Here is a 23,680-nt window from a genome sequence, read left to right on the forward strand (position 1 = left end):
GTAGGCAAACAATGGAACAAATCTGACGAATTTATCATTGACGGGAGAAAGAGACAAAGGAAAGTGAGAGGTAGATATGCCGGACAAAATCAAAATCATGATTGATACCGCCGGCCAGAAAGGCCATGGATCGTTTATTTACTTGGAAGAAGGAGAAACCGTGACGGTTGGCAGACATACCGGCTCGGAACAAGGGATGCTCGAGATATACAACCTGCTGGTATCTAAACAGCACTGCCGGATCGCGTGGACCGAAGAGGGGCTCCTGGTCGAGGATTTGGGGAGCAAGAACGGGACCGAGCTGAACGGCCACCGCTTGGACCCCCATGAACCCGCTGCAGTGTCTCCGGGAGACCGCCTAACTTTGGTGAACGGACTGGTTGCTTTGGAGCTGGAGACGGTCATGGACCTGGAGGAAACAAGAGAGTATGTGTTTTCGGGGTGGCCTGAAGACAATGTGCGCTTGAATGACGATATGCAGAGCGTTCAAATTGATGAGGAGACGGTCCCGCTATCTAAGAAGGAATACCAGCTGTTTAAGCTGATGCACAGCCGGCTGGACCATTTTGTGACCAGGGACGAAATTATGAGATATGTATGGCCCGAGCGCTGTATCGATGATACTGAGCTGGTTGGCATTGACGAGGTCAATTCACTGATTTACCGGACGAACAAGAAACTGCAAGGATATTTCGTCATCAAGTCGGTGTACAAAAAAGGAGTATATATGAAACGGGAGCATCAAGATGCGGATTCTGCGGTTAGCAGATGAAACGAGAGTAAATAGAGAAGCGGAAAGAACCCGCCCGATTTTTCGGGGGGTTCTTCTGCGTTTCAAGCTTATTTACGGGGGACATTCCTGCAGCTAGGATCGCTGCAAACCTTTCTGCTTGTTCAGCAGGATTACATTGTAAGTTACGTAGTAGGCGAACATGATCAGCATCAAGCCCGCAGACCAACTGCTGCCCATCACGGCCAGCTGGTCGGACATCTGTGCTCCTTGCTGAAAATAACCCGATTGGACCATATCGATAATTCTGTAGATCAGCCGGACAAAAAACAGCAGGGTTACGGTACCGGCGATCCAGGCGCTGGAGCGGTACAGCACCTTGCCGTTGCGATGCTCAAACGCGGTCACCGTAGAGCTGTACCATGCCAGGGCGGTACCAAGTACAATCCCGGCGACATCGGAAACAAGACTGACGGGATGCATTACTCCCTCAGCAAAAAAGATCAGTCCGACAATACTCAGAATGATGGTCATCGTCCGGACCCGGCGATGTTTCAACTCCTGCCAGCCGAATGTGCGGCGGAAACGTAAATATATGCGGTATATAACAAATAAACCTAATACGATCCAAATGAGCATTTGTACACTCATCTTCGATTGCCTCCTTCATCATTTAGCCTGTCATCATCATATCCCGTTTTCGCCCGATGATTCGACTATCTGGGGATGGATCTTCACGATCGCTCGCCTATATCTGCAGATAGAGATTTGCTGCCATCCGGCTTAAATGTTGGATTTTGTCCACGGACCGAGCTACAATGTTAGAAATTACGCAGACGCTAAAGGAGGAAGACGGTCGGTGAAAAGCAACTTTTATGGCAGAATCCTGTCTATTGCGGCTGTCCTGCTCTTTCTGCTTGACCGGCAGCAGCTGTTTAGCGATCCTCCGGAGAAAATAATGCTGCATCTGATGATTTGGATAACCTTTTCGAGTATTCTTCTAATCAGGAGATCATGGTGGACGGTAACACGGGCAGTCCTAGCCGCTTCTCTGATTTCCGTGGAGTGTTTGATCGGGATCTTATGGTTTCATGAAATCAAGATGCTGTATTTTCTGGTGATTCTGCTGTTCGCCTGGGTGATGCGGTTGACGGCTTCCAAAGCTTATGTCCCCTTGATTATCGCCATGGTCGTATCAGCCGGATTGTACATCCGTTTTGGTGAAAAGGATGTGTTTGACTTTCTCTCCTTTGTACTGCTTGGACTTGTCCTCTACTTCTTTATTCGCAGTCGTATGGAAAGAAGGCGCATCCACGAATTGAATGAGCGCCACTTGAAGGAGCTTCAAGAAGCTTATGAACAACTTCAGGACGCCTCTGCAACGGCAATGCAGTACGCTGTGCTGGAGGAGAGGGCCCGGATCGCCCGCGACATTCATGATGCGGTAGGTCACAGTCTGACGTCGCTTATCGTGCAGATGCAGGCACTGCGTTATATGATTAAGCAGGATCCGGTCCATGCAGGGGAGACACTGGAAGAGATGCTGTCTGTGGCCCGCCAAGGGCTGCAAAATATCCGCGAGTCTGTCCACGCTTTGGCAGGGGATCTATCTTTTTCCGGCATGACAGCACTGAAATCATTGCTTATCCGGATGGAAGCAACAGCATCCATTAGTTATAACTTTCAAGCGGATATCAATGATGAAGATCTGCCTGCGGAGACGTATGAAACGTTGTTCCGCGTGCTGCAGGAATCCGTCACGAACGTTATTCGTCATTCGAATGCGACGCAGGTGGAAGTGAATCTTTCAAGGGAAAACCATCAAATCACGATGATCATTCGAGACAATGGCACGCTGAATGGGGAACACGGCATCAACGAGGGCTTTGGCCTGAAAGTCATGAGGGATCGGCTGAAGGAGAAAGGCGGTAGCTTACAGTACCGCATTCCGGAAAGCGGCGGATTTGAAATCGTTGCGGCTCTGCCGGCTGAAGACCGGCCACGGCCTGAGGCAGAAAGAAGGGATAAGGATGAACGAAAACATTAAGGTTTTGCTGGCCGATGACCAGACGATGATCCGCCAGGGATTTGGGTATTTGATCGGGCTTCAGCCCGATATGACGCTGGTTGGTGAGGCGTCGGACGGGGGTGAAGCCGTTGAAATGGCCACTCGGCTTGGTCCGGACGTCATTTTAATGGATGTTCAGATGCCTGTCATGTCGGGAATTGAAGCGACTAGGGAAATTATGAGACGGCTGCCAAAGATGAAGATCGTTATCCTGACGACGTTTGATGACCAAGAGTACATCTACCAGGGAATTCGAGCAGGGGCAGTCGGCTACTTGCTGAAGGATGCAGAAGTGGAAGACATGCTGGGGGCCGTCCGGTCTGCGCATCGGGGGGAAGCGGTGTACAGAACGGCGTGGGCTGCGAGCGCCATGCTGCGCGTTGCATCCCCCGAGAAGTGCCCGCAGCCCGATGAAGCGGGCGTGAATCTGGCGGAGCCACTCACTGAACGGGAGCGTGAGATATTACAGGAGATGGCGTATGGCCTACGGAATGATGAGATTGCCCGTAAATTGGTCATTTCCGAAGGCACGGTCAAATCACATGTTCACCGGGTCCTGCAAAAATTCGGCTGCCAAGACCGAACGCAGGTCGTGGTCATTGCGCTTCGCAGCGGTATGGTAAAATAAACAGCCAGCCTTCCCCTAGCGGGGAAAAGGCTGGCTGTTGTGTTGTTCAAAGAAGCTGCGGTACGCTTGCGTCGGATCTTCAAACCAATGGGCTATGCGGTCCGCCGTATTCTGGTCTGCTGCCGCTTGCATCAGAAGCTCGGCAATATGTCCCGGCAGCGGCTGGGTCATGGCGTTGGTCCATTCGGTCACGGCCTTGATATAAGGCTGCGTCCGGTTCCAATATTCGCTGCCGATAGACTCGTCCCAATCGGCATCCGCATGGGCCAGCAGCGTCTCGTACAGCTGCTCGGCAGCGTACGAAGCCGTATTGCAGCCCTGCCCGGTGATCGGGTCGGCAAGGAATACGCTGTCTCCGCAACCCAGGATGAGCGTGCCATTATGCATGACATACGGGCGGTGAACCGCAGGAGTGACGGCCGTGAGCAGATATGCGTTGTCGTCAATCAGCGCGAATTTGGCCGGATCGATCCGCCCGGCAATCTCCGGTAGGTGTTCCTCCACCACGCCAAGCATTCGCTCGGCAAAAGCATCCGGTCCCTTCACGCCGACAAAAGCATCCAGTGCTCCGCCCGGAACCGCTTCAATAAACAGTATTGTGGCCCGTCCGTTTGATGTAACGGCAGGAATCTCGAACATTTCACCGGTGCCGGGCATCACCGTAATGGAAATGCCTTCGGGCTCGACCGGACGTATACCGGAGAAATAACCGACGATGCATTTTCGCTGCGGCGTCCGGAAGGGCGTCAGGCTCTCATCGACGGGAAAAGAGGCGACAGGTCCCGCTTTGCCGGCTGCGTCGATGATCAGATCGAATGAGGCGGCGAGCGCATCCAGATCACCAGCCGAAATGCGTCCATGCCGGAACCGAACGCCATCTTTGGCCAAATCCTCCATGGCATCCGCAAACCGGATGCGCTGATCGGTAGAAGTGGCGATGCCCGTCAACTGCCCGGTAAACAGTTTTTGTCCGCCGAGCTGAAAGTGAATGGTCCGGATCTGCGGCGCATCGCTGTTCGCGGGCATGTGCACACGCCGCTCGCGCGCAAGTGTCGGCTGGAAATGAACCTGTGTCGAACGGACTCTTCCGCTGCGGACCTCATCAGGCTCTTCATGATGAAGCACCGTGACGTCAAAATCGTCCTTCAGCGCATAGGCCAGCTGCAGTCCAGCCGTTCCGCTTCCGATAATGCCGATTGTTCTCATGAGTGATCTCCTCCTTGATCTTGGGGGCTATTTAAAAAGCATACCTTCGAGCCCGGATGGACCAACAGGGAACAATTGACTAATTTTAGCTCAGACGAAGCGGGATTTCTTTCACCCCGCGCACGATCATGCCGGGTCTCCATTCCAGATCCCCGATCTCTCCTTCAAGCGCAAAGTCGGGAAAACGCCGCAGCAGCGTATTGACCGCAATCTCTCCCTCCAGGCGGGCGAGCGGGGCGCCAAGGCACAGGTGTATTCCTTTGCCGAACGCCAGATGCGGGCTCTTGCCGCGGGTAATGTCAAACAGGTCCGGGTCCTCAAACTGGGCCGGATCCCGGTTGGCTGCATCGAGCGCGACGATCACGAGGTCGCCCCGCTGGAATAGCTGGCCCCTGAATTCCAGATCCTCGGACGCCCAGCGGGAGGTGCTGAATTCCACGGGGCCGTTGTACCGGAGCATTTCCTCAACGGCTCCCTGGATGAGTTCCGGCCGGTCCTGAAGGAGCTTGCGCTGCTCCGGATATTCGAGCAGGGCCAGCACGCCGTTGCCGATCAAATTGACCGTCGTCTCATGACCGGCGATGATCATTAGCGTGACCACCCCGTACAGCTCTTCCTCCGTTAACCGGTCCCCTTGGTTTTCCGCGATCACCAGCTCGCTGATCATGTCGTCGCCTGGCTGTTCGCGGACCTTCGCGAACCATTCTTTTAGATACGCGATAAATTCGTTCATGTGACGGGTGACATCCTCGCCCATTTTCTGATTCGAGGCTTCAATAATAGAGTTCGACCACACCCGAAACTTGTCCTGATCCTCCGTGGGCACGCCCAAAATTTCACTGATGACGATGATCGGCAGCGGAAAAGCGTAATCGTCAATAAGGTTCAGACGATCCTTGCCGGAGACCGCATCCAGAAGCCTGTCCGCAATTTCCTGGATATGATCCCGCATGCTTTCGATTCGCTGAGGCGTGAAGCCCTTTTGCACCAGACCGCGAAGACGTTTGTGATCCGGCGGGTCGGAGAACAGCATGTTTTTGGAGAACACGCTTGGATGCTCCTGCCCGACGAATTTGGTCATGTCCTTGATGAACCTCGGATCTTTCAGCACGGCCGCCGCATCCTCGTAGGTGCTGATGAGCCAGCCGGTTTGCCCGTTCGGAAGCATGACTTTCACAACGGGATCGCTTTGACGCAGTTTCTCGTACACGGGGTAAGGATTGCGGGTAAAGTCGCTTGTAAACAACGCATTTTTCGGAGTTTCGCTTGCATGCATAGACAATGGACTCCTCTCGAAAAAATGATAGATTGCCCTTTCATTATAAAAGAATATGGGAACGATATCCAAAATCGCGTTTTAGCCTCTATATCAACCTATGCAGCCCTTCCTGTATTTCTTCGGATAACAACATCAAAACGGTAGTTTTTCGACAATGTTTCCCGTTTTTGTTCATTCGATTGGAGAAATCGTCATCAGCCGCATGAAAAAAGAACATCGTTTTGTATTTTCTGCTCATATCCGGTGGAACGCTGCTTCGATAGTCTGAAAGGGCAAGATTCACCACATATCAAATGGAGGTTGTAGGCATGAGAAAAATCGCAGCTGCGGGTCTGATCATCGCGATGCTGGGCAGTGTGCTGGCGGGCTGTTCATCCGGCGGCAAGAGCGGCGAAGATGCGGCAAAGGGGGCAAGTCCGGGAGGAGCGGCCGAATCGGCCACCTACCCATTAAAAACCGATGAGAAGCTGTCCTACTGGGGTGAGATCAACGGCAACCTGGTCGGAATCAAGGCGACGCATGACGAAATTCCTTTCTTTCAGAAATGGCAGGAAAAAACCGGGATACCGCTCGAGTTCACCGCGCCGCCGACCGGCCAAGTTAAGGAAGCCTTCAACGTCATGCTGGCCTCGGGGGATTTGCCGGATATGATCGAATACAACTTTATCGGCGATTTTCCCGGCGGACCGGAAAAGGCGATCAAGGACGGTTACATTTTGAAGCTGAACGATCTGATCGACAAGTATGCTCCAAACCTGAAAAAGTACCTTCAGGAGCATCCCGACATCGACAAAATGGTCAAAACGGACAGCGGCAGCTATTACGCTTTCCCGTTCATCCGGGGCGACGAATACCTGCGCGTATTCCAGGGACCGATTATCCGGAAGGACTGGCTGGATGAGCTGGGTCTGCCGGTGCCGGAAACGATCGATGAATGGACGGCGACGCTGAGAGCCTTCAAAGAGAAAAAAGGGGCGGCCGCACCGTTTTCGGTAGTGAGCAAGCCGCGCTTTTTCAATGAATCCGGCAACGGCGCATTTATTGGTGCCTTCGGTGTGAACCGCGGGTTCTATCAGGAAGACGGGAAGGTCAAATTCGGCCCCGCTGAGCCCGGCTTTAAAGAGTATTTGAAACTGTTCCATGACTGGTATAAAGAAGGCTTGATCGACAAAAACATCGCGACGGCGGACACGAAGGCAGTCGACGGCAACATGGCATCCGGCGCTACCGGGGCCACGATCGGCAACGCCGGAGGAGGCATCGGCAAATGGCAGCCGCTCGTTGAGGCAAACGATCCGAAAGCCGTGCTTGTTGCGGCGCCTTATCCGGTGCTGAACAAAGGGGACAAGCCCAAATTCGGACAGCTGAACCAGGCCTACGCGTCCGAAGGAACGGTAGCGGTCACGACCGCAGCGAAAGATCCCGCGCTCGCGGTGCGTATGCTCGATTACGGGTACAGCGAGGAAGGACATATGTTCTTCAACTTCGGTGAGGAAGGCGTCAGCTACAACATGGAGAACGGCTATCCGAAATTCACCGATCTCTTGATGAAAAATCCGGACAAGCTCGCTCCCGCACAGGCGATATCCCTGTATGCTCGCAGCAGCTATAACGGGCCGTTCGTGCAGGATAAGCGTTACGCGGAGCAGTTTTTTGCGCTCCAGACGCAGAGGGATGCGGTGGAGGTTTGGAAAAACACCGATGCGGCGAAGTACAACCTGCCATCCATTACGCCGACGCCGGATGAAAGCTCCGAGTATGCCACCATCATGAATGATATCAACACGCTGGTGGATGAAATGACGATCAAGATCATTCTCGGCTCCGAGCCGGTCGATCAATATGACAGTTATGTCGCCAAGATGAAGTCGCTGGGATTGGACCGGGCGATCGAAATTCAAACGGCGGCGCTGCAGCGTTACAACAGCCGGTAAGCACAAGGGAAGGGGAGAGCTTGCTCTCCCCCTAATATAATCGAGGTGAACTTCAGGCATGGCAAATCGGCAATCGTTTCGAAGCCGGCTCGTTCGTGATTTTGTGCTCAACAAGTATTTATACATCATGATGCTGCCGGTGATCGCCTATTATTTGGTCTTTCATTATGCACCTATGTACGGGGCGCTGATCGCGTTCAAAGATTATTCGCCCATGAAGGGCATTCTGGGCAGCGACTGGGTCGGATTGAAGCATTTTCATGACTTTTTCGGCAGCTACTATTTTTGGAGAATTTTAAAAAATACGATCTTGATCAGCCTCTATACGCTGGTTTTTGAGTTTCCGGCGCCGATCATACTGGCACTCCTGATCAACGAAGTACGCAAGAAGAAATTCAAACGCGTCGTCCAGACGATCACGTATATGCCGTATTTTATTTCGCTCGTCGTCATTTGCGGCATCATCACCGATTTTACGAACGCGGATGGGCTCATCAACCGCCTGTTCATGTTCCTGGGCTATGATGGCCAGGCCATGCTGCAAAAGCCCGATCTGTTCCGGCCCATTTACGTGCTGTCTGAAATCTGGCAGCGGATCGGCTGGGAATCGATCATTTATATCGCTGCGCTCATGAGCATTGATCTGGAGCAGTACGAAGCAGCCCGGATCGACGGGGCCAGCCGTTTGAAGCAGATGCTGTACATTACGCTGCCCGGGCTGCTGCCGACCATTATGATCATGTTCATTCTCCGGATGGGGAACCTGCTCAACGTCGGGTTTGAAAAGATCATTCTTCTATATAACCCGGTTACGTACGAAACGGCGGACGTCATCTCCTCCTTCGTATACCGCAAGGGCCTGCTGGAGTTCGGCTGGAGCTACAGTTCCGCCGTCGGTTTGTTCAACTCGGTCATCAATCTCGTCCTCCTGATTACGGCCAACGCCATCAGCCGGAGGGTGAGCCAAAACAGCCTATGGTGAGGTGGTAAGCTTGAAAACAGAGAGCGGTTGGGGTGACCGCATATTCAATGTCATCAATTATGCCCTGATGATTTTTCTGGTCGTCGTGACCTTGTATCCGCTGGTGTATGTATTGTTCGCTTCGTTCAGCGATTCGGCCCGGCTGCTCGGCCACAAGGGCTTTCTGTGGCGTCCGCTCGGCTTCAGCCTCGACGCCTATAAGAGCGTGCTGGACAACCCGGGCATCGGCATCGGTTTTCGCAATACACTGTTCATTCTGGTATTCGGGGTAGCGGTAAATCTGCTGCTCACCTCGATGGGCGCTTATGTCCTGTCGCGCAAAAACGTGATGTGGAACAAGGTGTTCATGTTCATTATCGTGTTCACCATGTTCTTCAGCGGCGGTCTGATCCCGTTGTATCTCGTCGTCAAAGGCGTGGGACTGCTGGACACGCTGTGGTCCACGATCGTTCCGTTCGCCGTCAGCACGTTTAACCTGATCATCATGCGCACGGCCTTCATGGGCATTCCGGACAGCCTGGAGGAATCGGCCAAAATCGACGGCGCGAATCATTTCACCATTTTGTTCCGGATTATCATCCCGTTGTCCATGCCAGTCATCGCTGTCATGATTCTCTATTATGCGGTGGACAAGTGGAACGGATGGTTCTACGCGTCGGTGTTTATCAAAGACAGAAACCTGTTTCCCCTGCAGCTGGTGCTGCGCGAAATTCTGATCTCCAACTCGACCGACAGCATGTCATCGGGCGCTTCGGCGGGAGACCGGTTCCAAATCGGGGAAACGATCAAATACGCAACGATTATGGTGGCGACCGTGCCTATTCTGTGCGTGTATCCGTTCCTGCAGCGGTTTTTCGTGAAAGGAGTCATGGTCGGCTCGCTGAAGGGCTGATGCATGTAACTGCGAAACAGATGTTGTTCAGATCAAGGAGGTCTTCGCATGAAGGACTGTGAAACAGTTAAGCAGGAGATGTGGCGGCAGATCGTCCGCAAGGCGGGACAAATGCTGGAACGAATCGGAGACAAATCGCCGCATGCCGCAGGCCAAGACGGAAAATACGATGATATGCGGATCGATTGGTGGACTTCGGGCTTTTGGCCGGGGATGCTGTGGCTGATGTACGACATGACCGGTGAGGATAAATACCGGGAGGCTGCCTGGAACTGGGATGAACGGTTGTCGGAGCTGTGGCTCGCCCCTAATCATTATGATCATGACGTCGGTTTTCAGTTTTTGCCGACCGCAGTCATCAAGCATAAGCTGACCGGAGACGAAGACGCGGCAAGACGCGCGCTCCTTGCCGCCGGTTTCCTGGCAGGGCGCTTCAACCCTGCCGGCCGGTTCATCCGCGCTTGGAACGGCGACAAGACCGGCTGGTCGATCATCGATACGATGATGAATCTGTCGCTGTTGTTCTGGGCATCGGAAGAGAGCGGAGACCCGCGGTATGCACATATCGCAGGGCAGCATGCGGATACGGTCGTCCGCCATTTCGTCCGAGCGGACGGGTCCGTGCATCATATCATCCGGTTTGATGCTGAAACCGGCGAAGCCGCGGAAGCGATCGGCGGACAGGGCTTTACGCCGGATTCGGCCTGGAGCCGGGGGGCGGCCTGGGCACTATACGGTCTAACGAATGCGTATCGTTATACGGACCGTCCGGATTACCTTGCGGCAGCCCAGCGGGTGGCGAACTTTTTTATCGCGCATCTGCCCGAGGATGCCGTGCCGTACTGGGATTTTCGTGCGGAAGCCGTGGAGGCCGAGGGCGGCATCGTGCGAGACAGCTCGGCCGGCGCCATCGCAGCGTCCGGATTGCTGGAGCTCGCGGAGGTGCTTGGCGATATCCGGGGAAGGGGATATCTTGATGCCGCGCAGCGGATTCTGCATTCCCTGTACACGGCGTACGGAACATGGAATGATCCGGATCATGAGGCCGTCCTGCTGCACGGAACCGGCCATAAGCCGGTATCACAAAACGTGGACGTCTCTCTCATTTACGGCGACTACTTTTTTATTGAGGCGGCCGCCAAACTGAACGGATGGAAGCACCGGATCTTTTAAAAAGATACGAATAGCGAGTTGATGCAGGATGCATGACCGCCTGTCCATTCATCCGCATGAGCCTGGGTAGACCGTGAGGTCTCCCGAGGCTTTTTCGCGTTAATTCCGCATCCAGTCAGGTGATTTTACGCTTTTTATCAACCGGATTGCACTTTTTATCTATACGCATCCCGGGCGATATTCGATATAATGGGTGTCTAATCAATCGAGACAAACTATTGAAGTATGGGTGATGGTCTTTTGCTGAACATTCAAAACCTATGGCGGAAACGGGAGAGCATCATTGTCACCTGGCTCGTATCATACAGCGCGGTGCTGTTTGTTCCGATCGTCATCAGCCTGGTGATCTATGCCCAGGCCAGCCATGCGCTGAAGAGCGAAATCCACCGGGCCAACGATTCGCTCCTGAAGCAGATGAGGTACACGATCGATAATCAGATCGATCTGATGAAGCGGTTGAATATGGAAATGACATGGAGCCCGAATTTGCAGCATCTGATGTATTCCAGCATCCCGGCTCAGGAAGTGCCGTACACGGCATACCAGCTGGTGAATGAATTCAGGCTGTTTAAAACGTCGTATGCTTCCATTGACGAGTTTTACGTTGTTTCCAGACGGGACGGCTCGGTGTACAGGTCCGGCAATATCCGCGACTTGAAATCCGCCTTCTATACAATTCACCAAACCGGTGCGCTCACATTCGACGAATGGAAGAGCGAAGTATTGAATGGGGTAAGCAATTCCTTCATCGTGCTTCCCCATGCCAATGCGGCTGATGAACACACGTCAATCGCCTATATTACGCAGCTGCCGAAAGACATGAACGGACGGAGCACAGGCAGCGTAGTGGTCATGTCCGATACCCGCCGGTTCCAGAAAGCGGTGGAGGGCATTTCGGGTTTCAGCGGAGCGACGCTGCTCATTTTAAACCATAACAACGAGATTCTGATGTCCAACCATCCGGATTCGGAGGAGCTGTCGCCATTTCTGAATGGTAAGCGGATTCAAACGGATTCCGCGCAGGCTGGAACGTCGGAACTGTTCTCAATCAACTCCTCTGTCTCGGACCTGAAGTACGCCCTGATCATCCCGAGCGGAATCTATTGGGAAAAGGCGGAATATGTCCGTAATTTTACGTATGTCAGCATACTCGTAAGCCTGGCGGGTGCCGGCGTTCTGACCTGGTTTTTTATGCGCCGCAACTATTCGCCTGTACAGCAGCTGGTCGAGTCCCTCAAGGATGAGAACACCGACCGTAGTTATGCCGATGCGAACGAGTTCCGGTTCATCCAGAAAGTCGTCACCCGCACCCGCACTGAAAATGACGAGATTTCCATGCAGCTGCAGAAGCACCAGCAGGTACTGAGGTCTAACATGCTCAACCGGCTGCTGAAAGGCAAACCGGATACGCTGGTACCCTATGAGGAGGCATTTCGCTCATTTCAGATGAAGCAGGTATCCACGGAATTTGCCGTCATTCTGTTCGTGATCGAGAACGAAGACAAGCTGTACGAATTTTTGCCGGGCATCGACATGAATGAACGGAGTAAGCTGATCCATCTGATCATATCCAATGTTGTGGAAGAGCTGGCGGAAAAGCAGGGACATGCAGGGTATGTGGTCGAAACGGATGACATGATGGCCTGCCTTGTCAATTTGAAAGCGGATACTTCCGGGTGGGAGCACGATCTTCATGAGATCGCGGCCGAGGCGCAGCGGTTTCTGGAACGGTATGACATGGAACTGACCATCTCACTGAGCGGACGCCATGCTTCCTGGATCGGCATCTCCGAGGCGTACCGGGAGGCGGTCGACGCGATGGAATACAAAATGGTCCTCGGCAAAAAAGGGATCATCGCATACGAGGACATCCGTGCCGACAGCACAGCAGACATCGGTTACGGCTATTATTATCCGCTTCAAATCGAGCAGCAGCTGATTAATGTGATCAAGGCGGGGGACCTGGATGAAGCCGCATCGTGTATGAACGAGATCATTGAGAAAAATCTGGACAAGCCTGTCATGCCGCTCACACTGGCAAGATGCCTGATGTTCAATCTCGTCGGGACGATGATCAAGGCGATCAACGAGCTGGGCGAAGGGAGCGGCGGCATCACGCTTGCTGACAACCCGCGCTGGATCGACGATATTATGGCATGCGGCACGCTTCGGGAAATGCAGGAGAAGCTGCAGTCCCTCCTTCAGGAAGTGTGTGCCTACGCATCAGCTAAACGTTCGTCCCACGTATCCAGGGAGCGGGAGGATTCCCTGCGGAACCTGATTGAGGAAGTCCACCAGTATATCCAAGCGAATTACATGGACATGAACTTAAACGTCAACGCGATCGGCGAGCATTTTCAGCTGAAGGGGAGCTATCTGTCGAAGCTGTATAAGACCCAGACGGGCGAAGGCATACTGGACAGCATTCATAAATACCGGATCGAGCAGGCGAAACGGCTGATGCGGACCAAGCCCGAGTCGGTCAGCGAGATATCCAGGCAGATCGGGTACAACGACCCCGCGACCTTCATCCGGGTGTTCAAAAAATACGAAGGTATTACGCCAGGCAAGTACAAAGAAATTATTTGATGTTTTATTTTCGGGAGGTACCTATGAAGTGGAAAGGTAAAGGGAGAGCGGCGGTGTGGGGATGGCTGGCTTTCATGGTCCTGCTGATGGCGGTACTGCCGGCTTGCGATCGTGAGCGGATGACGCAGACGGCAAGTTCACTGCCGACTGCCGAAACAACGCTGATGGCGGGAGGAGGCAAAGGTTCGTCCGCCTCGGATGCCAAGCTGACCTATTGGGCTGAACTGAACGGCAACGCGGCGGGGATCAAGTCCACCTTTAACCAGGTGCCGTTTTTTCAGGAATGGCAGCGGAGAACCGGCGTCCAGCTGACGTTCATCCAGCCTCCGGCCAACCAGGCGAAGGAAGCGATCAGCGTGCTGCTGGCATCAGGCGATCTGCCGGATATGATGGAGTATGAATGGATCAATTATCCGGGGGGACCGGAGAAGGCGATCAACGACGGCTATATTATACGCCTGAACGAAGCCATCGATCAGTACGCCCCGAACTTGAAGCGGTACCTGAAGGCGCATCCCGATATCGATATGCAAATCCGTACAGCCGGGGGCAGCTACTACGCATTCCCGTTTATCCAGGGAGACGACAAGCTGCGGACTTACCAGGGACCGATTATCCGCAAGGATTGGCTGGATGAGCTGGGCCTGGACGTGCCTGTGACGATCGACGATTGGCATACGGTGCTCAAGGCGTTCAAGGAAAAAAAAGGCGCCGAAGCGCCGCTTACTTTCCTTGGCGTACCGAATCCGCTCTTTGGCATCGAGGGCGGAGGGTTTATCGGCGCATTCGGAATTAAGAAAGGCTTTTACCAAGAGGAGGGAAAAGTCAAGTTCGGCCCGGTTGAGCCGGGGTATAAACAATTTCTGACACTGTTCCGGCAGTGGTACGCGGAAGGGCTGATCGACCCGAACTTTGCTGCCGTGGACTCTGAAACGCAGGACACGAGCATGATCCTGAGCCGGAGCGGTGCTGGTATTTGGAATGCGGGCGCCGGCATCGGCACGTGGCTGCCTGTTATGAAAGCGCAGGATCCGTCGGTGGAGCTCGTTCCGGCGCCCTATCCGGTGCTTCAACGCGGGGACCGACCCGAATTCGGGCAGCTGGCCCCGGCTGTCGGATCCAGCGGGGTGGCGATTTCCGCGAAGAGCAAGCATGTCGAAGAAGCGGTCAAGATGTTGGACTACGGGTACGGACCGGAAGGACATCTGCTCTTTAATTTCGGCATCGAAGGGGTCAGCTACGAAATGAAGGACGGGTATCCGGTGTATACGGACGTTATTTTGCACAACCCGGATAAGCTGGCGCCGTCACAGGCGCTGGCGATGTACACCAGGGCAAGTTATTTCGGACCTTTCGTCCAGGATATCCGTTACATGGAACAGTATTATTCCCTTCCGGAGCAGAAGGAGGCGGTCCGGGTGTGGTCCGACACGGATGCGGCGCTTCATACACTGCCTGCGCTTCCGACCACGGAGAAGGAGAGCACCGAGCTGGCGGTGATCATGCAGGAAGTCAACAAGGCCGTAACCGAAATGTCGTTGAAGATCATTATGGGCATGGAGCCGGTATCCGCTTTTGATGAATACGTGAAAAAAATCCGGCTGATGGATATCCAGCGTGCCATCGGTATTGAGCAGCAGGCGCTGGACCGTTATCGCGCATCCGTATCCAAAACAGGCGGGAACACCTCCGGTTGACCGTGGAACGGGCTGTCCCGAAACCTACGATTTTATGCCTTTCCTGATAGCCGGCAACTGCGCTGACAAGAACGTGTTAAAGGCAATATAGAACGGAAACACAATCATTTCGAACATGAATATCAAGCCGGTGACCGGAGCGGGGTCATCTCCCGGATTCGTCAGCGGAAACACCATGCTGAAGCCCCAAATCCACAGGATGAAATACGGGATCCACAGAACGGCAGCGGCATAAGCGGATTTACGGCCGGAAACGAGGCGCTTGCTCAGCCAATAGCAAAGGAATAGTGAGATAGCGAGCAGGGCCAGATTCGCCCAGCTCAATGCATGATAGATGCCAGTCCAATTCGTGATTCTTTCCAGCCTGTACACGTTGACCAAACTTTCCGCATGGAGGAAAAAGAGGAAAGCGTAAATACAGCTCATCACATTCAATTTTAAAAAATAGCGCATGCAGGTTCATCTCCCAATTAGTCCAGCGGTTCGCTGGGCTTCATTGCGTTGACGGATAGGCAAGCTGTACCGGTACAGCTGTGATAAATTCGCATTGTCCCGGGAGATCGCTCCCTGTACCTTATTAGTAATGGATTTTTTGTAATCGCACATAAATCAGCCCGTTTCTAATCAAGATTTCACATTCCGAAATGAGGAGAGAAGAATGTTTAACCTGCAAAAATACATGAGCAAACTGGGTATGACCTATCACATCGACATCATTCCCGATCTGAAGCTCCTGCGTGAACTGCAATATCGGCACGTCATGCATATTCCTTTTGAAAACCTAGATATCATGGATGGGGTCCCATTATCGATGAATCCGGACATTCTCTTCAACAAGATCATTGAAGGCCGGCGCGGAGGCGTATGCTACGAATTGAACGGGTTGATTCACAACCTTCTCAAAGCGCTTGGATTCAGCGTATCGATGGCTGCCTGTACCGTCAAGCAGGAGGAAGGTTGGTTTATCGACGGAACCCATGCCGTAAATGTCGTTCACCTTCCGGGTGGAGATTACCTCGTGGATGTTGGTTTTGGCGGCCGAAGCCCCCGAGTGCCGGTTCCGCTGAACGGCGAATGGACTGAGGACTGGGATGGAAAATGGCGCATACGTCCATATTCAGAAGAGCAGGACCGATTTGTTTTGGAGAAGGAAACCCCAGAGGAGTGGGAGATGCTGTACCAGTTGGACAGGGAGCCGCGGCTGCTGGAAGATTTCAAAGCGGTGTTCGATATGACGCAGTACGGGCACGAATCGAAATTCAATAAAATACGGGTGGCAATGATTCAGACGGAGCAGGGACGCGTTACGCTGAGCGGAAACTCTTTAACCCTGGTAAACGGAGAGATGAAATCTAAAGAGGATGTCGAGCCGGAACAGATTGGGCAGGTGCTGCGTGAGCTGTTCCATATTGAATGGAAGGAATGACGGTTCATTATCAGCCGGTCTCGTGAGTAGCCTGTATTGAGGCCAAGAAGACTGACTACGTTAACGAAGGGGGCTGGCCGGCTCATCGATGAATTGGTGTAAGGCTTCGGGCGAATACTAGTTTGGTCAAGGTATTTTCGCTTGCAGAGGAGTCTTCGATTATGGACAGCAACAATCACGAGAAAAGTAAATGGGCGCTGCCTTTCCGAAAAAAATCCGGACCCCGGCTTCATAAGGACGATATCACGGTCGTGGACACCGGCAACGCCAAGAAGGCCGTCGTCGCCACCGCATTGGGAAATGCCATGGAATGGTTCGACTTCGGGATCTACTCTTATTTGGCCGTCATTATGGGCAAGGTGTTTTTCCCGGAGATGACGGGTTCCATCCAACTGATTTATACCTTTGCCACGTTTTCCATCGCCTTTCTCGTCAGGCCGTTCGGCGGTTTGTTTTTTGGGAGGCTGGGGGACAGGCTTGGCCGGAAAAAGGTGCTCACCATCACGTTGGTCATGATGGCGGTGTCGACGCTGTGCATCGGCCTCATCCCGAGCTACGCATCGATCGGCATTACCGCTTCGGTGCTGCTGCTGCTGGCCCGCCTGGTCCAGGGCTTCTCCACCGGGGGAGAGTATTCGGGCGCCATGACCTTCATTGCCGAATCCACGCCCGACAAGCGCCGCGGATTTATGGCGAGCGGTCTGGAAGTGGGCACCCTGGTGGGGTACATTGCCGGATCCGGGTTGGTGACGCTGCTTAGCTACCTGCTTGGACCCGACCGGATGCTGGCATGGGGCTGGAGGATTCCTTTTTTTATCGCGGCTCCGATCGGCTTGGTCGGCCTGTACCTGCGGAATCATCTCGAAGAAACCCCCGCCTTTGAGGCGATGGAGAAAGCAGCCCAGGATGAAGGGAGGCAGAAGGTACCTTTCCGGGAACTGCTAAAGGTTCAGTGGAGAGTCGTCCTGCTTTGCATCGTCATGGTGTGTTCCTTCAATGTCGTTGACTATATGGTATTGTCATACATGCCATCGCATCTTACCGCGGTGCTCGGTTATGGGGAAACGGAAGGGCTGCTGCTCATCCTTATTGTCATGTTCATCATGATCCCGATTGTGCTGTTCATGGGTTACTTCAGCGACCGGATCGGGAACAAGCGCATCATCCAAGGCGGTCTGCTGGGGCTGATCGTGCTCTCGCTGCCGGCGTTTTGGTGGATCGGCAGCGGTAAGGGAGGGATGGTCTTTCTCGGTCTGCTGTGCCTCGCCGTGCTGCTGACCTGCTTTGAAGGCACCATGCCGTCCGTGCTTCCGGCTTTGTTTTTTACCAAGGTCCGATATGGAGCCCTGGCGATTACTTATAATATTTCAGCATCCCTGTTCGGCGGGACCACTCCACTTGTCATGGCTTGGCTGATCAATCTGACCGGGGAGCCCCTGGTTCCGGCGTATTATTTGATCGCGGTGTCGCTTATCGGCTTCGTCATCGTGACCATGTGGTTCACCGAGACCTCGGGCCGGTCACTGCGCGGTTCTGCGCCCGCGGTGGAGAAGCCGCACGAAGTTCATGAGGTGCTTCAAGAGCCGGAGGAAGCGCTGTGGTGGCATGAGGAGCAGTCGGCCATCCACGATCAGCTGTCCGATTCAGATCCGACACGTTAAGGAAATAAGGATTTCGTTATGAAATATATACATCTAAAAAAGGCGCTGGAACAAGGGTTCCGGCGTCTTTTTTGCTTCTTTTTCCAAATATTTTTGTGAAAGCCTTTTCAACTGTGTTTAAATATGTTATCTTTGAGGTAATCTAATTGTGTCTAAATTGTGAAAGCAATTTGTCGAAATTGTGAATCATCGCTGATCCATAGCGTATGATATAGCATCCAATGTTTTTAAGGAGGAATTCATCATGACCTTTTTACTGCTGAGTGTGTTTACCGCTGCGTTGATCGGTGTGTTGTTCTTCGGGAAGAAGCACGAGGTGTTGATTGCCAACGTCATGAATACATTGCTGCTCACGGGTCTTGCGATTGCGTCCGGAATGCATTTGAGCTCTGGCGGCTTGTTCTATCTGATTCTGATTTTCTACTACGTGGTGCCGATGTATGCTGTCATTACGCTGTTTGGTGTCATGAAGAAGAACAACAAGAAGAAGCAGAAGGACGTATTTATCAGTTCCTTTGAGCCGTCCCTCCCCGATTTGCGTGGAGAACGCGCCTAATATCCAATAATAATTAACCGCTGGGACAACGAGGTTCCAGCGGTTGTTTTATTTTGTGCACTCTTGGCAGGCTCTAGGTCCAGTGAAAAGGTCGCTCCAAAGCTGCCGGAATTTTCGTAGCTGCGTTCCCTTTGGCAGCATTGATCTGGAACTGGGTCAGAAAAAGGCTTCCGCTCAAGTCCGCGCCGCGGATGTCTGCGTCCCGGAAGTCGGCGCCGATGAGATCCGTGATCCGGAGGTCTGCGTCCCGAAGGTCCGCCGCGATCAAATATGCGCCTCTAAAGCTCTGGAATTTGAGATCGGCGCCTTTCAGCTTGGCGCCGATCAGATCCGCCCCGCGTCCCTTCAGGTTCTTACGAGAAGACGGTCCCTTGTAACGTCGGCGTGCCTCCTCCCGAACGAGTTCACTGGTCTTAAGGAGCAGGAGGTTTACTTCGGCCCGGTGAGCGGGAATATCCAGCTTCAATATTTCTTTTGGCGGAAGTTCGGTGAGACGCTGCGTTTCGTGCAGCTGCGTTCGAAGCTCCTCGTGGATCAGGTGGGCGTCTGCATGGCTTAGCGCTTCGCTTAAATAGGCCAGAAGCTCGTGCAGCTGACGCATGACGGGAAACACTTCGAACATTTGCTTCGCCGTCTCCGGCGCTTGGCGCCAGTCTATGCCGCTATAAGTAAACTGGGAAACTTTTTGTCCGGCCCCGAAACAGTCATAAACGGTACATCCGCGAAATCCCTTTTGGCGCAGGCTGTTATGAATACCGCAGCGGAAATCGGATTGCAAATGGCGGCAGGGCTCTCCCGCCTGCTTGTCCATGGCAAAGTCGGATGAGGCAGCAAAAGGGAGGGAAACGCAGCACAGGCCGAAGCATTTCTCGCAGTCTGCCTTCAGGGCAGCTCGTCCGAAGTCTCCTAAGTCTTCAAAATGATAAGGGTTTGGTTCACTCAATGTTGATATCTCCTTCATGTCAAATCAGTCCGGTTTTCTTTTTACCTATCGTTATCTTACAATAAATTGAAGCATTTATCGATGACGTGATGCTTATCAGCCTGAAGCTTTCGCCAGATTTATGGATACATGGAATCGAGCGGAGATTGGACAACTTATCATCGTGAACTAATTTATCCAGCGGGAGTGATGGAGAAATGAAGATTAGCGGAAATACGATACTCATTACCGGCGGCGGATCCGGAATCGGGCTGGCCTTGGCGGAGCGGTTCGTTCAGGCGGGTAACACCGTGATCATTTGCGGGCGCCGCGCAGACAAGCTTCAGGAGCTGAAGGAACGTTACCCGGATATCCATACGGTGGCATGTGACCTTTCTGTGGAGTCCCACCGGCTCGAATTGTTCCGAAATGTGACGTCCGAGTTTCCGGGTTTGAACGTTCTCATCAACAATGCAGGCATTCAACAGCGGGTTCATTTGCTCGAAGCGGAGAAAGAGTGGGAGTATTACCGTCAGGAAATTTCAATTAATGTAGATGCGCCGATTCATTTAACGCTGTTGTTTATGCCTCACTTGTTAAAACAACCGGATCCGGTCATCATCAATGTCACCTCGGGGTTGTCCATTACGCCGGGAGCCTGGGTTCCGATTTACAGCTCTACCAAGGCCGCGCTCCATTCCTTTACCGTTAGTCTCCGGATTCAGCTGGCTAAATCGAACGCCAAGGTGATCGAAGTGCTGCCGCCTGCGGTCAACACCGATCTTGGCGGGGCGGGACTTCACACGTTCGGCGCGCCTCTTGACGAGTTTGCTGACTCGGTATTCAGGGATCTGCAAACCGGTAAAGAGGAGATTGGTTATGGCGGTACGGAGGAGAGGCTGCATCTGTCGGCGATACAGGCAAGAGAGACGGCAGCCCGGATGTACGATGGCTTCCGATCAGGTACATAACATCTTGCACAGGATGCAGAACAGGAAGAGGACCTGCTGACAGGATCAGCAGGTCCTCTTTGGGTTACATGTTTTCTTTTAAAAATTTGTCGTAGTCGTTTAATGCCCGGTCTAATTTCTGACTGGCCTTGATCAGCTCCGGATCGGTGAGACATCTGCATACGGACAGTTTATTCAATTCCAACCGAAGCTCTTCAATTTTACGAATAATTTTATCCATGGTTGAACAGCTCCTTAGAAATTTTGCATCCTCTTTGCGTTCGCAGCATGCCGCAACGACAGATGCGTCAACACTTTTTTCGATCCAGCACATGTTTTTTGAAAAAGAATGATACTACATTTTTCGCTAAATTCCCCTCAAATCCCTTCCGCGAAGCTGACATATTATCGAAATGTTACCCGATGATGAAATTTTTTTTTAGGTTCATAAAACCCTTCCAGCCTGGACAGCGAAATTCGATATAATTGGGTAAAATTTACATGGTATAAAGAACGGGTGTTCGCATATAATAAAAACATACGTTCGGTTAGGAGGGGCTGTCATGTCAGAAAAATATGTTGGGCAAACCGTGGAGATCGTTTATTTAGACCAGGCCGGTAACATTACACAGCGTAAAATCGAAGTGAAAGAGATGCGCGGGAACACCGTCAGGGCAGTATGCCTGAAGACAGGTGCCCCAAGAACCTTCCGGATGGATCGGATTCTGGCATGGCAGGTCGCAAGAACTGCCTAGAACCAGTTAGGACGGCGCCTTAGACGCAGCGTTATTCGCGCACACTGCTGCATCAATAAATTGATTCTTCGAAGAGAACAGAGCCAAAATAAAAAGCCTAACCCGGTATGGGCTAGGCTTTCTTTGTATATCATCCATGCCGGGGATATGATAAAGAACAAGTTCGCCGGCTTTCTGTCTCAGTCCTGGCATATCTTCCCACTCTCGGCATACCATTAGGCAAAAGCAAAGAGAGAGGGAGGATACGGGTGAACGTAATTGAACCGCAAAGTCCGGTACAGCTGGTCAGCACGCATCTGCCGGAAGGGGCTGAGCTGGTTACGATGAATACTCCAGCCGGACAACCTGCCGTGATTGCCGAGGATTTAACTGGGGATCGGGTCCCGGAGATTTCCGCCGTCTATCGGTTGAATGATGCGTTGTACTTACTTGTGCTTCAGTTTAGCGAAGGGGCATGGAGAACGATGGCCAGGATCCAAGGCCCAGGCTATGGAGTCACGCTCTTGACCGCTGCACCGGTAACCAAGCCTGGGCGGAACAACCTGCTCGTAGGCTGGCAGATCGGTTCCATTTGGTCGAAGCTGTCCGTGTATGAGTGGACGGAGTATGGTTTGACGGATGTGGCGCCTGCAGAAATGAGCTACAGCTATATTGACGTGGCGGATTGGCCCGGGCCTGGAGGTCCAGACGGCAGATCCGAGCTCGCACTCTGGATCCACGATACGGGCGAAGCCTACCGGACGGAGGTGCTGCGCTGGCGGGACGGGAGTTTTCACCCGGCAGAAGATGTTTACCCCGCCTATTACCCTGAAGTAGCCCGCTACTATGAACGGATGACCGAATCCTATCCGGATTATCCGTTTTACTGGTACTATCTGGCCGAGGCGCAATATCGGGCCGGGGTCCCGCAGGCGGCACTGCATTCGGTACGAAGAGCATTAGGATTTGCCCAGCCGTATCCTTCCCGGGAAACCCTTTTGACGCTGGAGAGGAAGATCCTGCAGCTGCCCCGCGTGGCGGAGCTGCTGCGGTTTTCGGACCGAACCGCCGAAGGGATTCGGTGGGGGTATATCAACTCGAGCGGTTCGATGGTACTTCCGGCCAGATACGAAGAGGCGGCGGAATTTCAGAAGAACGGCCTTGCCATTGTCCGGGAACGAGGAAAATACGGATTGATCGATCAAGCCGGGATGTGGGTCGTTCCCCCGGTGTATGATTCGATTTCACCGTTTTCGGAACACCGGGCCGTCGTCACGGGCGGCGGCGACTGCAAGCTGATCGATGAACAAGGTAAGGTGGTAACGAAAAGCGGGTACTCGTATATCGCCGATATGCGGGAAGGCAGATCTGTATTTCGTGTAGAGGGCAATCAGGGTGAAACGGTACATATCGGCCGTTCCGGCTATCTGGATTCCCAGGGATACGAGATCATCCCGGCAAGATATGAGGAAGCCGGCGATTTTGGCGGTGGAAGAGCCTGGGTCAAAATGAAGGACGGTGCGTACGCACTAATCGGGCTGGACGGCCGCAATCTATACGAATATGAGTTTGAGTATGCCGGTCCTCCCGGCGGCGGATTGCTCGTTTGTCAGCAGCAGGCCGGCGGAAAATACGGCTATATCGATCTGCGCGGCCAAGTCCGTATACAGCCCGCTTTTACCTCGGCATCCCCCTTCCGCCGTCAGCGGGCGATCGTGAACATGGGGGAGGGCGGCACGAAGAGATACGGCGTCATCGATGAATCAGGTCAATTCGTCGTTCCACCTGTATATGACGAGATTCGTGATCTCGGTGAGGAAAGGCTGGCACTCGCACACGCCGTGAATCCGGAGCAGCCGTCCATCGACTTGAACTATGCGATTGCGGATTGGGAGGGCAGGCTGCTGACAGACTTTGCGTATACCCGCGTGTCGGCCTATCAAGATGGTCTGGCATCGGTCACGGATGGGCAGAACACCTTCTTAATCGATTGTAGCGGTGCAGCCGCGCCCGGATATCCAAAGGTGGAAGGCAGCGGCAGCCTGACTTTGAAGGGAGACGGCCTAATTGAAGTCCAAGTTGACCGGCGGATGTCGTATGTAACTCGTGACGGAAGAACCATTTGGCGGGACCAGGAGCCTCCCAAATGACTCAGCCCGCCAATCACAATAAACCTTGAATTCGACGAACCGCTGCCTTGAAGGCAAGCGGTTTTTTGGATTGGAAGGTTCAGGATCGGTTGGGAATAATTTT

The 23,680-nt window shown here is 53.1% G+C and carries 21 protein-coding genes; 15 read left to right on the forward strand and 6 right to left on the reverse strand.

Translation table 11 applies throughout. The annotated features are described in order from the left end of the window. Positions 1-76 precede the first annotated feature (76 nt). On the forward strand, positions 77-772 hold the full coding sequence (locus KI379_RS10760; RefSeq protein ID WP_212983538.1) for an FHA domain-containing protein: 696 nt from the start codon (positions 77-79) through the stop codon (positions 770-772). A gap of 93 nt (positions 773-865) precedes the next feature. Here KI379_RS10760 and KI379_RS10765 read toward each other — a convergent pair whose 3' ends face one another. After that, positions 866-1,381 carry a hypothetical protein gene (locus tag KI379_RS10765; protein WP_212983539.1) on the reverse strand — a complete coding sequence of 172 codons (516 nt, stop codon included), beginning with the start codon at positions 1,379-1,381 and terminating at the stop codon, positions 866-868. Between the two features lie 208 nt (positions 1,382-1,589). On the opposite strand from KI379_RS10765, the gene KI379_RS10770 reads away from it, so the two are divergent. Together KI379_RS10770 and KI379_RS10775 are read left to right on the forward strand one after the other, a co-directional pair. After that, entirely contained in the window at positions 1,590-2,777 is a 1,188-nt protein-coding gene (locus KI379_RS10770) for a sensor histidine kinase (RefSeq protein ID WP_179231946.1), read from the forward strand. Next, a complete protein-coding gene (locus KI379_RS10775; RefSeq protein ID WP_212983540.1) occupies positions 2,761-3,426 on the forward strand; it encodes a response regulator in 666 nt (221 codons plus the stop codon). The genes KI379_RS10770 and KI379_RS10775 overlap by 17 nt, the downstream gene beginning before the upstream one ends. Positions 3,427-3,441: 15 nt before the next feature. Here KI379_RS10775 and KI379_RS10780 read toward each other — a convergent pair whose 3' ends face one another. Both KI379_RS10780 and KI379_RS10785 read right to left on the reverse strand, forming a co-directional pair. After that, the gene (locus KI379_RS10780; RefSeq protein WP_076166655.1) at positions 3,442-4,632 is read right to left on the reverse strand and encodes a styrene monooxygenase/indole monooxygenase family protein; all 1,191 of its coding nucleotides are present in this window, start codon (positions 4,630-4,632) and stop codon (positions 3,442-3,444) included. An 85-nt stretch (positions 4,633-4,717) separates the two neighbouring features. Further along, on the reverse strand, positions 4,718-5,908 hold the full coding sequence (locus KI379_RS10785) for a cytochrome P450 family protein (RefSeq protein WP_212983541.1): 1,191 nt from the start codon (positions 5,906-5,908) through the stop codon (positions 4,718-4,720). 311 nt (positions 5,909-6,219) lie between these two features. Here KI379_RS10785 and KI379_RS10790 point away from each other — a divergent pair, with 311 nt between their 5' ends. From KI379_RS10790 to KI379_RS10815, 6 genes are all read left to right on the forward strand, one after another. Then, positions 6,220-7,845 (forward strand): extracellular solute-binding protein, encoded by a 1,626-nt coding sequence (locus KI379_RS10790; protein ID WP_212983542.1) that lies wholly within the window; start codon positions 6,220-6,222, stop codon positions 7,843-7,845. 58 nt (positions 7,846-7,903) lie between these two features. Further along, a complete protein-coding gene (locus KI379_RS10795) occupies positions 7,904-8,827 on the forward strand; it encodes an ABC transporter permease (RefSeq protein ID WP_076166645.1) in 924 nt (307 codons plus the stop codon). Between the two features lie 67 nt (positions 8,828-8,894). Then, complete coding sequence (locus tag KI379_RS10800) at positions 8,895-9,719, forward strand: carbohydrate ABC transporter permease (RefSeq protein WP_076169368.1); 825 nt, start codon at positions 8,895-8,897, stop codon at positions 9,717-9,719. Between the two features lie 48 nt (positions 9,720-9,767). Continuing rightward, positions 9,768-10,892, forward strand: a complete 1,125-nt coding sequence (locus tag KI379_RS10805) for a glycoside hydrolase family 88 protein (RefSeq protein ID WP_212983543.1) — start codon at positions 9,768-9,770, stop codon at positions 10,890-10,892. Between the two features lie 240 nt (positions 10,893-11,132). Beyond that, positions 11,133-13,481: a helix-turn-helix domain-containing protein gene (locus KI379_RS10810; protein ID WP_244879251.1), complete on the forward strand. Its 2,349-nt coding sequence runs from the start codon at positions 11,133-11,135 to the stop codon at positions 13,479-13,481. A gap of 23 nt (positions 13,482-13,504) precedes the next feature. Further along, on the forward strand, positions 13,505-15,178 hold the full coding sequence (locus KI379_RS10815; RefSeq protein ID WP_306433660.1) for an extracellular solute-binding protein: 1,674 nt from the start codon (positions 13,505-13,507) through the stop codon (positions 15,176-15,178). Between the two features lie 24 nt (positions 15,179-15,202). Here the strand turns inward: KI379_RS10815 and KI379_RS10820 are convergent, their stop codons facing one another. Next, positions 15,203-15,631, reverse strand: a complete 429-nt coding sequence (locus KI379_RS10820; protein ID WP_212983545.1) for a hypothetical protein — start codon at positions 15,629-15,631, stop codon at positions 15,203-15,205. 205 nt (positions 15,632-15,836) lie between these two features. Here KI379_RS10820 and KI379_RS10825 point away from each other — a divergent pair, with 205 nt between their 5' ends. The 3 genes from KI379_RS10825 to KI379_RS10835 all read left to right on the forward strand — a co-directional run bounded on the left by KI379_RS10825 (position 15,837) and on the right by KI379_RS10835 (position 18,821). Then, positions 15,837-16,604: an arylamine N-acetyltransferase family protein gene (locus KI379_RS10825; protein ID WP_212983546.1), complete on the forward strand. Its 768-nt coding sequence runs from the start codon at positions 15,837-15,839 to the stop codon at positions 16,602-16,604. 161 nt (positions 16,605-16,765) lie between these two features. Continuing rightward, entirely contained in the window at positions 16,766-18,265 is a 1,500-nt protein-coding gene (proP, locus tag KI379_RS10830; RefSeq protein WP_076166626.1) for a glycine betaine/L-proline transporter ProP, read from the forward strand. A 244-nt stretch (positions 18,266-18,509) separates the two neighbouring features. Further along, positions 18,510-18,821: a hypothetical protein gene (locus tag KI379_RS10835; RefSeq protein ID WP_076166622.1), complete on the forward strand. Its 312-nt coding sequence runs from the start codon at positions 18,510-18,512 to the stop codon at positions 18,819-18,821. A 73-nt stretch (positions 18,822-18,894) separates the two neighbouring features. Here KI379_RS10835 and KI379_RS10840 read toward each other — a convergent pair whose 3' ends face one another. Further along, a complete protein-coding gene (locus KI379_RS10840) occupies positions 18,895-19,764 on the reverse strand; it encodes a pentapeptide repeat-containing protein (RefSeq protein ID WP_076166617.1) in 870 nt (289 codons plus the stop codon). 197 nt (positions 19,765-19,961) lie between these two features. Here KI379_RS10840 and KI379_RS10845 point away from each other — a divergent pair, with 197 nt between their 5' ends. Next, positions 19,962-20,714 carry an SDR family oxidoreductase gene (locus KI379_RS10845; protein WP_212983547.1) on the forward strand — a complete coding sequence of 251 codons (753 nt, stop codon included), beginning with the start codon at positions 19,962-19,964 and terminating at the stop codon, positions 20,712-20,714. 64 nt (positions 20,715-20,778) lie between these two features. Here KI379_RS10845 and KI379_RS10850 read toward each other — a convergent pair whose 3' ends face one another. Beyond that, positions 20,779-20,934: an aspartyl-phosphate phosphatase Spo0E family protein gene (locus KI379_RS10850; protein WP_076166611.1), complete on the reverse strand. Its 156-nt coding sequence runs from the start codon at positions 20,932-20,934 to the stop codon at positions 20,779-20,781. A 322-nt stretch (positions 20,935-21,256) separates the two neighbouring features. Between KI379_RS10850 and KI379_RS10855 the strand changes: the two genes are divergently transcribed. After that, positions 21,257-21,448, forward strand: coding sequence for a hypothetical protein (locus KI379_RS10855; RefSeq protein WP_089547029.1), 192 nt, complete (start codon positions 21,257-21,259; stop codon positions 21,446-21,448). A 248-nt stretch (positions 21,449-21,696) separates the two neighbouring features. Next, the gene (locus KI379_RS10860) at positions 21,697-23,577 is read left to right on the forward strand and encodes a WG repeat-containing protein (RefSeq protein ID WP_212983548.1); all 1,881 of its coding nucleotides are present in this window, start codon (positions 21,697-21,699) and stop codon (positions 23,575-23,577) included. The last annotated feature ends 103 nt before the right edge of the window (positions 23,578-23,680 follow it).

This window comes from Paenibacillus cineris (assembly GCF_018333335.1).
GTDB classification, from domain to species: domain Bacteria; phylum Bacillota; class Bacilli; order Paenibacillales; family Paenibacillaceae; genus Paenibacillus_AQ; species Paenibacillus_AQ favisporus.

What these genes read in the sequence shown, in the direction of transcription:
- KI379_RS10760 (WP_212983538.1), top strand. Translation starts at nt 77, where the DNA reads ATGCCGGACAAAATCAAAATCATGATTGATACCGCCGGCCAGAAAGGC.
- KI379_RS10765 (WP_212983539.1), bottom strand. Translation starts at nt 1,381, where the DNA reads ATGAGTGTACAAATGCTCATTTGGATCGTATTAGGTTTATTTGTTATA.
- KI379_RS10775 (WP_212983540.1), top strand. Translation starts at nt 2,761, where the DNA reads ATGAACGAAAACATTAAGGTTTTGCTGGCCGATGACCAGACGATGATC.
- KI379_RS10780 (WP_076166655.1), bottom strand. Translation starts at nt 4,632, where the DNA reads ATGAGAACAATCGGCATTATCGGAAGCGGAACGGCTGGACTGCAGCTG.
- KI379_RS10785 (WP_212983541.1), bottom strand. Translation starts at nt 5,908, where the DNA reads ATGCATGCAAGCGAAACTCCGAAAAATGCGTTGTTTACAAGCGACTTT.
- KI379_RS10790 (WP_212983542.1), top strand. Translation starts at nt 6,220, where the DNA reads ATGAGAAAAATCGCAGCTGCGGGTCTGATCATCGCGATGCTGGGCAGT.
- KI379_RS10795 (WP_076166645.1), top strand. Translation starts at nt 7,904, where the DNA reads ATGGCAAATCGGCAATCGTTTCGAAGCCGGCTCGTTCGTGATTTTGTG.
- KI379_RS10800 (WP_076169368.1), top strand. Translation starts at nt 8,895, where the DNA reads ATGATTTTTCTGGTCGTCGTGACCTTGTATCCGCTGGTGTATGTATTG.
- KI379_RS10805 (WP_212983543.1), top strand. Translation starts at nt 9,768, where the DNA reads ATGAAGGACTGTGAAACAGTTAAGCAGGAGATGTGGCGGCAGATCGTC.
- KI379_RS10815 (WP_306433660.1), top strand. Translation starts at nt 13,505, where the DNA reads ATGAAGTGGAAAGGTAAAGGGAGAGCGGCGGTGTGGGGATGGCTGGCT.
- KI379_RS10820 (WP_212983545.1), bottom strand. Translation starts at nt 15,631, where the DNA reads ATGCGCTATTTTTTAAAATTGAATGTGATGAGCTGTATTTACGCTTTC.
- KI379_RS10825 (WP_212983546.1), top strand. Translation starts at nt 15,837, where the DNA reads ATGTTTAACCTGCAAAAATACATGAGCAAACTGGGTATGACCTATCAC.
- proP (WP_076166626.1), top strand. Translation starts at nt 16,766, where the DNA reads ATGGACAGCAACAATCACGAGAAAAGTAAATGGGCGCTGCCTTTCCGA.
- KI379_RS10835 (WP_076166622.1), top strand. Translation starts at nt 18,510, where the DNA reads ATGACCTTTTTACTGCTGAGTGTGTTTACCGCTGCGTTGATCGGTGTG.
- KI379_RS10845 (WP_212983547.1), top strand. Translation starts at nt 19,962, where the DNA reads ATGAAGATTAGCGGAAATACGATACTCATTACCGGCGGCGGATCCGGA.
- KI379_RS10850 (WP_076166611.1), bottom strand. Translation starts at nt 20,934, where the DNA reads ATGGATAAAATTATTCGTAAAATTGAAGAGCTTCGGTTGGAATTGAAT.
- KI379_RS10855 (WP_089547029.1), top strand. Translation starts at nt 21,257, where the DNA reads ATGTCAGAAAAATATGTTGGGCAAACCGTGGAGATCGTTTATTTAGAC.